The organism is Pseudomonas sp. GNP012, from assembly GCF_054343835.1.
In genome coordinates, this window is the sequence record NZ_JBTGUU010000001.1 from 2,824,968 (window position 1) to 2,838,552 (window position 13,585).

General features: G+C 54.7%; 8 protein-coding genes. All 8 read right to left on the reverse strand.

Translation table 11 applies throughout. The features are described from left to right. A complete protein-coding gene (locus tag ACXX83_RS12595) occupies window positions 1-918 on the reverse strand; it encodes a serine hydrolase (protein ID WP_458548626.1) in 918 nt (305 codons plus the stop codon). Further along, complete coding sequence (locus tag ACXX83_RS12600) at window positions 908-1,636, reverse strand: thioesterase II family protein (protein ID WP_458548627.1); 729 nt, start codon at window positions 1,634-1,636, stop codon at window positions 908-910. The genes ACXX83_RS12595 and ACXX83_RS12600 overlap by 11 nt, the downstream gene beginning before the upstream one ends. Continuing rightward, window positions 1,626-7,349, reverse strand: a complete 5,724-nt coding sequence (locus ACXX83_RS12605) for a beta-ketoacyl synthase N-terminal-like domain-containing protein (RefSeq protein WP_458548628.1) — start codon at window positions 7,347-7,349, stop codon at window positions 1,626-1,628. The genes ACXX83_RS12600 and ACXX83_RS12605 overlap by 11 nt, the downstream gene beginning before the upstream one ends. Before the next feature lies 1 nt (window position 7,350). Continuing rightward, window positions 7,351-9,198, reverse strand: coding sequence for a non-ribosomal peptide synthetase (locus ACXX83_RS12610; RefSeq protein WP_458548629.1), 1,848 nt, complete (start codon window positions 9,196-9,198; stop codon window positions 7,351-7,353). Window positions 9,199-9,201: 3 nt separating this feature from the next. After that, entirely contained in the window at window positions 9,202-10,410 is a 1,209-nt protein-coding gene (gene ccrA, locus ACXX83_RS12615; protein ID WP_458548630.1) for a crotonyl-CoA carboxylase/reductase, read from the reverse strand. Between the two features lie 454 nt (window positions 10,411-10,864). Then, window positions 10,865-11,020: a DUF2474 domain-containing protein gene (locus ACXX83_RS12620; protein ID WP_116265165.1), complete on the reverse strand. Its 156-nt coding sequence runs from the start codon at window positions 11,018-11,020 to the stop codon at window positions 10,865-10,867. Further along, on the reverse strand, window positions 11,007-12,023 hold the full coding sequence (gene cydB, locus ACXX83_RS12625; protein WP_458548631.1) for a cytochrome d ubiquinol oxidase subunit II: 1,017 nt from the start codon (window positions 12,021-12,023) through the stop codon (window positions 11,007-11,009). The genes ACXX83_RS12620 and cydB overlap by 14 nt, the downstream gene beginning before the upstream one ends. 17 nt (window positions 12,024-12,040) lie before the next feature. Continuing rightward, window positions 12,041-13,462: a cytochrome ubiquinol oxidase subunit I gene (locus tag ACXX83_RS12630; protein WP_458548632.1), complete on the reverse strand. Its 1,422-nt coding sequence runs from the start codon at window positions 13,460-13,462 to the stop codon at window positions 12,041-12,043. Between the last annotated feature and the right edge of the window lie 123 nt (window positions 13,463-13,585).

The window sequence follows — 13,585 nt, forward strand, 5'->3', positions numbered from 1 at the left end:
TCAAGAATCCTTCGAAGATGACTGGAACTTGCTGGAGTCGTCCAGCAATCGAAAGAACAGAGCAATGAAATCCCTGGCGTAAGCAAAGGCCGGACGCGGCTTCTCCATCCGGTGAAGGTCATCGACAATGAACGAAAAGACTATCCGCACCGAGCCATCACGAACCAAATAACCGACGTTGTTGTAATTTCGATAGCCGACGCCCTGCTTGTCGCCTATGTGACCCACATCATCCATCCAGCTCCTAACTGCAGTGGTGTCTTGTTGGGCACGCATGGAATCAAGGCCGAACCGGCAAAGTTGCTGGCCAATGAAGGTACCGCCTTGCGGTAGTCGACCTTCTGCGCCATCGACCAAAAATGACAGCGCTGTTGCCAGATCCCACGCCGTCGTGGAGTTGACGGCGTCCAAGGAGTGATCCTCAGACAATGCTTGAATTGGCACCGACGATAGATGTCGGGTTTGACGCAGTCCAAGATCCGTTGAAAGTGCATTCAGGCGTTGCAAACCAATCCGCTCAACCAGATAGAACGTAGCGACATTGTCACTCAGCCCCATCATCAACTTGAGTAGTTCAGCGATAGTGAATGTTCGAGGACTGTCCAATAACCAGAGACCACCACAGGTCTGGTTCCCTGCCCTGGAGTTATCGACCACAAGGGTTTCCTCTAGTGTAAGTTCTGCGCGCTCAACCAGCAGCAGCGTAGTCACAAGGATGTACAGCTTGCGGGTGCTCGAAGCAGGACCTGCCATGTGTTCATTGAACATATGGCAGATACCCTGCCGAACATCACGAACACACCAACGATAGGCACAAGAGGGTTCTTGCGTGGCGAGCTCGATCATTCGTTGACCGATGGTGTACAAGGGCCAGCCGCCACTGCCTAACCAATCCTGTATCTGCAGTTCATTCCTCATGTGACACAACCTCCTTCAACTGTTCCCCGACAAGCATGGCAACCGGGTTCGTCTGGGAGCGGATAAAAAAATGATCCCCTTCGAAGAGGGATACCTGACACCCTCGGTAGGTATGACGCCGCCAACCGGGATAGTCTTCGAACAGGCAAGTGACTTTGTCCTGATTGCCCAGCAACAGATGGATGGGTGATGCAACGGGCATGACGGTACTTTTGGAGAGGTCAATCGCCAACTCAAAATCAGCCCGAATCATTGGCAGTGCCGTCCGCATCAAGAGTGGGTTGTCCAAAAGTTCCGGCGGTGTACCACCCAGTCCGGCCAGTATCCGCAATAATGTCGAATCGCTCAGATCCCGCTCGCTAATAGCCATGGCACGAGTAAAACGCTCAGGCGATAGGCAACCACTGATAAACAGCCGCGAGGCTTGCAACCCATAGTTACACTGCAACACCGACTGCAACTCAAACGCGATGCGTGCTCCAAGGCTATGTCCAAATAATGCGAACGGCGGTATACACCGCCGCAGGTAATGTTCGAGCAGGTAGTCAATGACTTCATTTCGGGTCACCAAGGTCTTTAAGTCCCGAGCAGTACCTCGCCCCGGCATGTCGACTGGGATGATCTTGATATGGGGCAACACACTGCGCCAACGTCCATAGAATCCGGCACTGCCACCGGCATAAGAAAAGCAAAGCAGTGTCGGAGGCTCACGATTCATTGAATGCCCTCGGCAGGTCCAGCAGCTCATTGACGTTACGCACCATGAGATCGCCCCAACTTTTCACCTCGGTGCTGGTAAAACGCTGGGTGTGGAACCAGAAATTGAAGCGCAAGTCATCACTGTTGATTTCAACCACCAGATGCAGTCCGGGCACTCGTCGCATGTCTTCGACGTTGGCCCCCGACAGAACCCCCTCGCCTACAGGGCCAAGTATTTCTACCCCATCGATCCATACCTTGCCCGGACTCGCAACGGTGTGACGGTAGTTAAGGAAGTTAATACCGAGGTCGGAAAAGTAGGCGTCATGGGCCATCCCCGAAAATGCAGATACTTCATCGATAAGCATCGTCGGGTGCATCATCGGATAGGCGTGCATAGCCTCCAATGTGCGTGCAACCATTGAGATCCCGGTCAACCATTCGTGATGCACAATAATCGGTACCGGTAACGGAGACGTGAACGGGCCGATCACATCGTTGAATTCGCTCAAGCCGCGGCCGCTGTTGATGGCACTGATAATCAGCTGACCACAGCCAATCACCTCGGCCATGGTCGAGGCGTAGGCATACAAAATGGCGTTGAACACACTAAATCCGTTCTGCGCAGCCACTTTGCTCAATGTGCGGTGCGCACCGGCAACGTCAACACTGTGTCGCGACGACGAACACGCCGTGGTGGAGTCGAACCCAGGATGTCCAGGAAGCACCGTAGGTCTTTCGAATGCGTTGTACAGCCCTTTGAAAAAGCCTTTATCTCTAAGCCAGTCGCCACTGAGATACTGCTGTTGACGGCGTGCGTAGTCGACATAGTCGATGTCATGTTCGATCCTGGTCAGCGGCTGTTCCCTGGCCATTTGATCAAGGCATTCTCCAAAACGGTCGAGCATCAAGGTCAGTGACTTGCCATCGAATTCCAGGTGCTGGACACCCAGCAAGGCAATGAACCAAGGTTCTGCGATGTCGATGAAGTGAATGGCCCACGTCACATTATCCTCGGGCTTTGGCAACTCTTGCGCCATTGAACGTACAAGGGTCGTGATCTGGCGTGTCTGCTGCGCCTCCGATTGCCCTACGAGGTTGGTAAACAAAGTCCCAAAGCCTTCGACCACCTGTGCCGCCGTCTTGACCACGGGCTGCCCCCGTGGAAAAAACGTGCGTAACAATCGATGCTCGTCGACTACCTGCAGCAGGGCCTTGCGACAATGCTCGGCATCGAAGGAACAGTGAATCCGATACGGAATAATGCGCAAACCGTAATCCTGCCCGATCAGCGAAATCCACCGCGCCTGTTGCAAGGAAACAACCCTGTCCAGCACGTTGTTTTCCACGGCGCTTTTGTTCGGCTGATTCGCTGCAAGCCAAGCCGGCTGACTGACATGAACAAGCAGTTCAGCGTGCAACTCGCTCAGTGCCTCGATGGAGTGGAAACGTTTGAGGCCCCACTGCAACCCAAATTGCGAGCCCAAGGCGTTCTTCAGCTGTATTAACGCCAGAGAGTCGAACCCCAACGACTGGAAGCCACACGACTTGATGGCGTCATAATCTCCCTGGCTTGCCGCCTCCAGCCCGACAAGCGCATCGGTGGTCGATACCAGCCAGCTCTCTAGCAGTTGGCCGATTTCGTGCTCATCTCTACATTCGAGCAGACGCGTCGCCACACTGTCCGGGTGCTTGATTTCGCGATGACGGGGCTCGGCTGTCAAGTGTTCCAGAAACCTTTGGCTGACTCGGGACCTGTCCGCTAATAGCTGAGCGTCGATGTTCATGTAAGCAACGTGGCGGGACGGACCACCCAAGAGCCTGCGGATGAACAGGTATCCCTGCTCGCAACTGTGGCTATTCAGACCGCCGGCCTTGAGTATCTGCAAGCGCTGATGTGCATCACGCAGTTTTCCGGCATCACCCCACACGCCCCAGTTGACCGTCAGCACTTGGCCCGCTTCAGGAAACAGGATAGCGTGGGCCGCATCGAGGAAAGCGCTAGCTGCCCCGTAAGCCAACTGTCCGCCGTTGCCCAGAATCGAGGTTGCCGTAGAAAAATTTAAAACACACTCGATCACCGTGCCCTGCTCACGCAGCAAGTGATACAGGCTTAGGACACTACTGCATTTGGCATCGAAAGATTGCTGCAGATCCGCAACCCCTATCTCACTACATAATTTATCGTTGAGATCGACGGCCAAATTGAAGATTGTCACCCGACGCACGATGGTCTGCCGAAAATACTGCGCACAATCGTCCCGCCCTTGATCGGTCGACAAGTCGAAGCCCAGATAGCGGACGGTCGGATGACGCATCATCAACCTGCGTAATGCGTCATTAGGCTGAGGTGCGCGGCCGATGACGCAAATGGAACCGCACTCATCGGCACAAAGGCGTTCGATCAGTTGTTGGCCGATGCCGCCCCCACCCCCGAGAAGCAGGTAGTGCGAGTCACGATCCACTTCACCATCCAGCAAGTCGTCAACCATCACGCGCTCCAGGCGCGGAACTTTGACCTGCCCTTGTTCTATCGTCACGACGAGCTCTTCAGTGAACGGCAACAGCAGGATCGGCCTCGCCTCATCGGCGCAATGAGGCTGCGCACTTCTGAGAAAGTTAAGGACGATCACCTTTCGACCAGGCTCCTCAAGCAACAAAGAACGCAGCATGCCGACGACACTATTGGCCACCGGCCCCGGCGTCCTGTCTCTATCGCTGCGAACCTGTTTGGCAAACAACAAGCAGATCTGCGGCTCAGAGCTCGTGATGCTACGTATCAAGTCCAAGGTCAGAGCACAGGCACTAACTGCTGTAGATACATGAGTGTCCGGTAGGTGCCGCAGATCGAGATAGACTCGGTCGACGCCGTCGCCGTACTCTCGCCACAATTCGTCGAACGATCGCGTAGCGATATCCCGTCCGGTACCGGCCCAGAAATCAAGAGCGATACAGTGAAACTGTTTGAAAGCACCTGCTAAATAGCGGATATCGTCCTGCACAGGTGTTTCGCCAGCAGTGAAAAACAGCACCTTCATGCTCGCTGCCGCTTGCACGTCCATCGACGCTGCCTTAAGCGGCTGCCAGACTGTCTGATACACAGGTTCGGTCGGGACAGACTCCGGTGGCAAAGCTTCGACCCAGCAGCGAACCCGCTGAAAAGGATAAGTCGGCAGTCCCGAAAGGATTGGCGTCCGCTGCGACGGCTCTGGGAAACGGACATCGATGCCCACCCGCAACAACTCGCCCAAGACGGTTAAATATTGCCGGTGATCTTTCCCCCTACCCTTGACCAACGGCAACACGTTCAGTCGATCGCCCCAGTCCCCCAGAACCAAGCCCGAGAGTATTGCTTTCGGCCCGATCTCGACAAGGTGAGTGCAGCCGTGTTCGTAAGCCGATGCCACACTCGCACTGAAGCTCACGGTTTCACGCAATTGTCGACGCCAGTATTGCGAGGTTGCCACTTCGTCTCCCGCCAGCTCACCCGTCAACGTGGAAATGAAGGGGCCGACCGGAGAGTGCATTTCGACAGTGTCCAGATAGGCTTCGAAGCTCTCCAGCAATGGATCGAGCAGACTGGAATGCCCGGGACGTGAAATCTTCAGTCGAGTCGCGTTGACGCCAGCGTCTTGCGCGTTGGCCAGGAGTTGTTCAATTGCCTCCCGTGGTCCGGACACCACCGTATTGCTCCTGCCGTTCAATGCTGCAATAGACAAGTCGCCGAGTTCTGTACCAATCAGTCTCGATGCACACGCGTGATCGCCTCCCAGCACGGCCATTGCTCCAATATCACCGAGCGAATCCAGCAGTCGACCACGCTGCACGAGTATTCTGAATCCTTGCTCCGGGCTGAACACACCTGCGATGCAGGCGGCGGCATACTCCCCAAGACTATGTCCGAACAAAGCGACAGGGGTTATCCCATGACCTAGAAGCAGTCGCGCCATTGCCACTTGCAAGGCAAACGTCAACGGCTGCGACAGTGCAATGTCCTGCTCGATCCGTACGTCGAACAATAGGTCGACGGCACGCGCACCAAAGGTTTCCTGACAGACCGGATCAAACGCATCCAGCTCAGTCTTGAACAAGGCTTCCTGAGCATACAGCCCGAGTCCCATCTCCCGATGCTCTGCGCCCTGACCGCTGAACATCACCCCCACCGCCGGAGTACGCCCGTTCGGCGAACGATTGTCGAAGGACAGCGCGTTCAGGGCCTCAATCGCTTCCGTACGCCGGCTGGCAACGATGTAAGTGCGGTACCCGAACAGTGATCTGGAAAATTTCAAGTTGGAGACAAATGCTGGAAAACAGCTGTCCGTCTCAGTTTCGAGAAACTGCCTATAAGCAATGCACAGGTCTCGCAGAGCGTTGGGGTCTTTGGCCGAAACGGGGAGCAGGTAGGCCTGCTCATGGTCGATAGAAAAGCGAGTCATCGATACTGTCGGTGCGGTCTCAAGAATCAAGTGCGAATTGTTGCCACCCAGCCCGAAACTGCTAACACCAACGATGACGTGAGGTTGGTTAATGGCAACCGGTTCACGGTTGATCTCAAAAGGTGTTTCTTCAATGTGCAATTGGGGGTTGTATTGCTGGAAGTTAAGGGTCGGAGGTATCACTTTGTGCTTGGCGATCAGGACAGCTTTGATCAATCCTGCCATTCCCGCAGCCCACCCCAGATGCCCAATGTTGCCTTTGACGCTCCCTAGATAGCAGGTGTGTGCGCAATCACGACCGGCAAAGGCATTGGCCAGCGCCTTTATCTCGATCGGATCACCGATGGGGGTGGCAGTGCCATGGGCTTCGACATAGCTGATATCTGCGGGATCGACACCTGCGAGTTCAAGTGCCTCACAGATGACTCGAGCCTGACCGGCAACCGATGGCGCCGACATACCAGCCCGGTGCGCACCGTCATTGTTGGTCGCCACCGAACGAATCACGGCATGAATCTGATTGCCGTCAGCAAGTGCATCACTTAGCCTCCTCAATCCGACCACCGCCGCTCCGGAACCGAAAACCGTTCCACTCGCCAAAGCATCAAACGGACGACAATGACCATCGGCGCTAAATGGCATCCCTGGTTCAAAATAGTAGGGAATCGATTGCGGAACAGAGATGGCAGCCGCGCCCACCAATGCGGCCTCGCACTCGCCCAGTAACAGGGCATTAATCGCAGCATGAATGCCGAACATAGATGTCGCGCATGCAGCTTGAACATTAACCGCCGGGCCACAGCAATTGAGTTTGTAGGCGATCCGGCTGGCTAGAAACTCTTTGTCAGTCGCCATGAACTGCGCCAGTGACTCAGAGGATTGATACAAGTCACAAGCAGTTTCTTGTGCTTGCAGACCACGTACATTGTTGATGAAGTAGGAACTGGGCCCGGCACCGCAGAACACTCCGATGGAGCCGCCTCGCTCATTCAGCGACGCGTCCTCCAACACCTCCCATGCGCATTCAAGCAAGACTCTTTGTTGGGGATCAAGTAGTTGGGCTTCCTTGAAGCTGAAACCGAAAAAACCGAAATCAAATTCTTCAATGCCCGGCAGTTCGGCGCGGGCATGCACCCGCCCATCCACGTCAGATTTCACCCGAATGCTTTCGACGCTGGCCAAAAGATTTTGCCAGTATTGATCCACCGATCCCGCGCCCGGAAACCGGCAAGACATTCCGACGATAGCAATGCTGTTCTGATCCAGTACGGCGCAGTAGTCCTCATGGTTGTGCATTTCAGCCTCTCTTTTTTCCATGAACACTGTGAATGGCAGCCGATCTCAATTTCCGCTGGGTTACAGAGACGACCGGGACTTTTGACTCAGGCACTTGCTTCGAGCGCTGGACGATTCCGCACAGCAATCTGGGAGTCGGGTACTCGAACAGATCGGTCTGCCGTAAGCTGTGACCCAATACGTGGCGCAACTCGGCTAAAAAGGCCATCAATGTGAAAGAGTTCGCTCCCGCCTCCAAGAAGTTGTCATCAACACCGAGTCGGTCGATCCCGAAACACTCCGCCGCCAGTTCGCACACCAGTGTTTGAAGCTGGCCCCTCGGCGCAACATAACTAGACGACAACTGCGATCTAAGCCCGCTAATCGGTGGCAGCTTCGCAGTGTCGGCTTTGCCGTTAAGGGTCAACGGAATGGCTGCAATTTTTTTGTAAAAGGACGGAAGCATATATTCCGGTAATGTTGCAGCAAGATGTGCATGCAAACTCAAACTCAAATCTTGATCGGACTCATGTGCTGCAAAGTAAAGGACCAGCGAGGTGATCAAATTTGTTTGCAACGCTACGACAAGGCAATCATCTACCAATCCGGAATTCGCAACTGCTGCCTCGATTTCTTTCAGCTCGACTCGATACCCACGAAGCTTGCACTGCCGGTCACGCCGTCCCTTGTATTCGTATTGAGCCTGCTTGTTGAGAACACACATATCGCCTGTGTTGTACATCCGCTCTTGAGTAAAGGGATGGGTGATGAATTTCTCCTCTGTTTGCTCCGGCATACGGAAATAACCCAACGCCAATGAGCGACCCGAAATGTACAGTTGACCGCAGTCTCCTCGTGCTACAGGTTTTAACTGCTCATCAAACAGCCAGGCATCACTGCCTGCCGTAACCTGACCGATCGGCGGCAGATCGGGCCATCCACCCGGCTCATCTTCGAGTTGGTAGATCATCACCACATGTGTTTCTGATGGTCCGTAATGATTGATCAGTCGACAATGAGGATGGGCCTTGAACCACTGCCTGACGGCTGGCGTGACCTTCAGTTGCTCTCCTGCCACAATCACCTGTTCCAAATCGACCAGTGTCCCACCTTCTTGAAGACCGAATTTCACCAGTGGGATCAGCATTGAGGTAGGCAGGAACAGACGAGTTACCTTTCCCGCAGCTAAATAATCGAACAAGGCACGCAAATCTTTTTTATGCGCATCTGTGGCAATCAGTAAGCGATCGCCATAGCACAATGTTGCGTAGATCTCTTGAAATGAAACGTCAAACCCCTGTGCCGCATACAACAATGTGGTGCCTTTCGGCTCTTTTGCTTTAGCCATCCAGTCGATCAAAGTGCTGAGTGCTCGATAAGGCACCAGAACCGGTTTTGGTACGCCGGTGGTTCCAGACGTGAACACGACGTACGCCGGTGTATCATCGTCAGCCGCAACCATGAACTCAGCTTCGCCAGTCGCACCCCCTATCGTGTCTTCGATATGTAAAAGGTGCGTGCATTCCTGCAACATGCCAGTCAATTCAATCGTTTGTTGATGACTGACCAGACATAAAGACAAGTCAATAGACGTAATCATCTGCTTCAATCGGATAACTGGGTAATTACCATCCAGCGGAACAACCGTCCGACCCAACAAATGTATAGCGAGTACTGAAACAATGTACTCGACACTTCTACTCACTACCACACCGATCATCCCTGTCGAACTTTCCCCTGCAAGCATCCAAGCCAATCGACGCGCGCGACAAAACAACTCCTCATATGAAACCTCCGACAATGCATCAGCAATAGCCGGAAACTGAGGGCTTTCACGAACCTGATTCAAATACCTATTAATGAACAACATAAATCAACACTCCCGACGACTACCGATTCGCACTACGAAGTTTCCTAGCGGCTCTCGATTCTCAAACATAATTTGATGAGCCTCAGGTAAATCCTCAAGGGAAAAAGATCGGGTCAGGCATGGCTGCACTAGGCCCTCATCAATCAATTTATTAAATTCACGACACTGGTCAAGATTGGCAAAATGCGAACCTTGCAATCTTTTCTGGCGCATCCAGAGATATCGGACATCGAACGTCCCCTTATAACCAGTGGTGCCAGCACAAATGACTACCATCCCACCAGGGGCACAGACGAAAGATGAAGTCGGAAAAGTATCTTCACCTGGATGCTCAATCACAATTCGGGGGCATTTTCGCTCCCCAACCAGACGCCAGATCTCCTGCTGGAACCGCTTGGCCTCAACTAACCAGCAGGCGTACTTGGTTGGGTCTTCAATATCTTCAAGTCCTCCCCAATGCTTATAATCCTGTCGATTGATCGTGCCTTTTGCACCGATCTCGCGACAATACGCAGCTTTTTCTTCGCTACTGACCACGGCTATAGGTATCGCCCCCGCAGCGTTGACCAATTGGATTGCCATGGACCCCATTCCACCACTGCCGCCCCATATCAGTACCACGTCTCCCTGTTGCACCGTATGGGGTGCAAAGCCGTGCAACATCCGGTACGCCGTTGCCCCACAAAGCATGTAGGAAGCCGCTTGTTCCCAACTCAATCGCGCGGGCTTAGGCAGGATTGCCTGGCGCTTGACCCGAGTGTATTCAGCGAAAGCGCCAAAGTTGATTTCGTAACCCCAGATCTTTGCCGACTTGTCCATGATTTCGTCGGTCACCGCATCGCGATCCCACCAACCGCAGTGCAGTACAACTTCATCGCCAATAGCGATATCGTCCACGTCCTTCCCCACAGCAACAACTATCCCGGAAGCATCCGATCCCGCAATATGAAACTCACACTCTTCACCAAGGGCTCTTTGTAGCTCAATGACATCTATTGGAAATCCTCGTGCGGCCCAAACGCCATTATGATTCACACCAGCAGCCATAACCTTGACTAAGCATTCATCTGATTGAATGACTGGTACAGGGACGGTTTCAAGAGCAAATGCGGTTGAAGGTGGGCCGTACCTTTCAGACCTAATTGTTTGCGCCAACATTCTCTCAGGGATACCGACTTTTTTAGAACCAAGCATCACGCCTACTTCATCCATATCTTGAACTCCTTGAGCTTGAAACCTCGAAAATTTAATTAAATATCTCTTTCTTCCCCCGCTACCGCACAGAACCAACATCATAAATCCGTAAAAATAAAAACCGATTGACCGACAAACCAACGTCAACCACGACAAATAAAAACTAATACAATCTGAAAGCCCACGTAAAGAGAAAAGCAAAATTTCAGACACCACCTACAATTAGCGAACTACCAATCCTTTTTTAACAACAGAAACATCCCAAAATAATGTCACCACCCTCCTACAGTTTCTTAAACATATAAAACACACCATATTGATGCATCGAAAAATGCCCGAAAACGATCTAAATTACTCTAAGAAAAATCAATGCTTCCCCAAAGGAAATGCCCTCGGTTTAAAGTTTCGCAACCCAACAAAAAACCCGGAGTCCTGTCATGGGCTCCGGGTTTCATGTTTTTTTCAGTGAACCTCAGTGACTACTCATCCCGGCCACCTGCATCAACATCCGCAACGCCCCCGCCACCACCCCCAACGCAACCACACTGCCCAGCCAGATCAACACCAGCCACCCCAGGCGCTTGTACCAAGGCGCCGGTGCCGGTTCACGGGAATCAATGGTAGCCATCGCCAATCCTCACTTTGCCGCGGAACACGTAGTAGCTCCAGACCGTGTACATCAGGATGATCGGCAGGATGAACAGCGCGCCGATCAGGATGAACAACTGGCTGGTCGGCGGTGATGCCGCCGCCCACAGGCTGATCGACGGCGGCACGATGTTCGGCCAGATACTGAACGCCAGGCCGATGTAACCGAGGAACACCAGCATCAGGGTGAAGGCGAACGGCCAATGGGTGTGGCGTTGGCGCAGGGTCTTGAGCAAGCCGAACATCGCCAGCAAGGCCAGCACCGCGAGGCCTGCGAACACCGCCAGGTGCGCATGGGCAAACCAGCGGGTGGCGATGTCTGGATGCAGGATCGGCGTCCACACACAGATCACGCCGATCACCGTCAACAGCAGCCAGGCCAGGGGCCGGGTGAACAGGCGCATGCGCGATTCGAGCATGCCTTCGGTCTTGACCAGCAACCAGGTGCTGCCGAGCAGCGCATAGGCGACGATCAGGCCGACTCCGCAGAACAATGGAAACGGCGCCAGCCAGTCCAGCGAACCACCGGCGAACTGCCGGTCGACCACCGGGATACCGGCAATGTAAGTGCCGATCACCACGCCTTGGGAGAAGGTCGCCAGCAGCGAACCGCCGATGAACGCCATGTCCCAGACATGACGTTTTTCAGGGCTGGCCTTGAAGCGAAACTCGAACGCCACGCCGCGAAAGATCAAGCCGCACAACATCAGGATCAACGGCAGGTACAGCGCTTCGAGAATCACCGAATAGGCCAGCGGGAACGCGCCGTACAGCGCCGCGCCACCCAGCACCAGCCAGGTCTCGTTGCCGTCCCAGACCGGTGCCACGGTGTTCATCATCACATCGCGCTCCTGCGCATCCGGGATCAGCGGAAACAGAATGCCCAGCCCCAGGTCGAAGCCGTCCATGATCACGTACATCATCACGCCGAAGGCGATGATCACGCCCCAGATCAGCGATAAATCGATACCTTGAATACCCATGACTCAACTCCCTTCCTTCAATTGACGCGGGCGTCGGTTTCGAGGATTTCAGCGTCGGCGGACAGCGGCCGGCGCGGTGTGATCACCTGATCGGAATGCCCCACAGGCGCATGCTCGTGATGGGGTTTGGGCCCCTTGGCCACCAGTTTCATCATGTAGCCGATACCCACCGTGAAGACCGAGAAGTAGATCACCACGAATAGCGCCAACGAGATGCTCAACTGCGTGACGCTGTGATTGGACGCGGCATTCGCGGTACGTTGCAGGCCATAGACCACCCACGGCTGGCGCCCCACTTCCGTGGTGATCCAGCCGGCGAGCATGGCGATCAGGCCGCTTGGGCCCATCCACAGCATCAAGCGCAGGAACCAGCGGTTGCGGTAGATGGCACCGCTGCGACGCAGGACCAGGCCGAGCACGCCGGCCAGCACCATCAACATGCCCAGCCCGGCCATGACGCGGAAGCTCCAGAAAATGATCGTCGCGTTGGGGCGATCCTCTTTCGGGAAGCTCTTGAGCGCCGGGATTTGCTTGTCGAGGCTGTGGGTCAGGATCAGGCTGCCCAGGTAGGGAATCTCGATGGCGTATCTGGTTTTCTCGGCCTGCATGTCCGGGATGCCGAACAGCACCAGCGGCGTCGCTTCACTACCGTTGTTTTCCCAGTGCCCTTCAATCGCGGCGATCTTCGCCGGTTGATGTTCCAGGGTGTTCAAGCCGTGGGCGTCGCCGACCACAGCCTGAATCGGGCAGACGATCAAGGCCATCCACAACGCCATCGACAGCATCTTGCGCACTTGTCTGGTGTCGTTGCCGCGCAGCAGGTGCCAGGCCGCCGAAGAGCCGACAAAGAACGCCGTGGCCACGAAGGCGGCAATCGCCATGTGCGCCAGGCGGTACGGGAACGACGGGTTGAACACGATGGCCAGCCAGTCCAGCGGCATTACGCGACCATCAACGATCTCGAAACCCTGTGGCGTCTGCATCCAGCTGTTGGAGGCGAGAATCCAGAAGGTCGAAATCAGCGTGCCGATGGCCACCATCACCGTCGAGAAGAAGTGCAAGCCGCGCCCTACCCGGTTCCAGCCGAACAGCATGACCCCGAGGAAACCGGCCTCGAGGAAGAACGCCGTGAGCACTTCATAGGTCAGCAAAGGCCCGGTGATGCTGCCGGCGAAGTCGGAGAAGCGGCTCCAGTTGGTGCCGAACTCGTAGGCCATGACCAGCCCCGAGACCACGCCCATGCCGAAGTTGACGGCGAAGATCTTCGACCAGAAATGGTAGAGATCGCGGTAGGTGTCGTTGTGGGTCTTAAGCCAGAGCCCTTCGAGCACCGCCAGGAAACTGGCCAGCCCGATGGTGATGGCGGGAAAGATGATGTGGAACGAAACCGTGAACGCGAATTGCATCCGCGCCAGGTCCAGTGCCTCCAGGTTAAACATATCGAAATCCTCATTGCGGATTTAAAACTGTGGGAGCGAGCTTGCTCGCGATGAGGCCGGCACCTTCAACATCAATGGCGCCTTGCACCCTGCAATCGCGAGCAAGCTCGCTCCCACAAAGTC

Coding starts and splice junctions, on each gene's coding strand:
- ACXX83_RS12600 (WP_458548627.1), bottom strand. CDS start 1,636: ATGAATCGTGAGCCTCCGACACTGCTTTGCTTTTCTTATGCCGGTGGC.
- ACXX83_RS12630 (WP_458548632.1), bottom strand. CDS start 13,462: ATGTTTAACCTGGAGGCACTGGACCTGGCGCGGATGCAATTCGCGTTC.
- ACXX83_RS12605 (WP_458548628.1), bottom strand. CDS start 7,349: ATGCACAACCATGAGGACTACTGCGCCGTACTGGATCAGAACAGCATT.
- ACXX83_RS12595 (WP_458548626.1), bottom strand. CDS start 918: ATGAGGAATGAACTGCAGATACAGGATTGGTTAGGCAGTGGCGGCTGG.
- ACXX83_RS12610 (WP_458548629.1), bottom strand. CDS start 9,198: ATGTTGTTCATTAATAGGTATTTGAATCAGGTTCGTGAAAGCCCTCAG.
- ccrA (WP_458548630.1), bottom strand. CDS start 10,410: ATGGATGAAGTAGGCGTGATGCTTGGTTCTAAAAAAGTCGGTATCCCT.
- ACXX83_RS12620 (WP_116265165.1), bottom strand. CDS start 11,020: ATGGCTACCATTGATTCCCGTGAACCGGCACCGGCGCCTTGGTACAAG.
- cydB (WP_458548631.1), bottom strand. CDS start 12,023: ATGGGTATTCAAGGTATCGATTTATCGCTGATCTGGGGCGTGATCATC.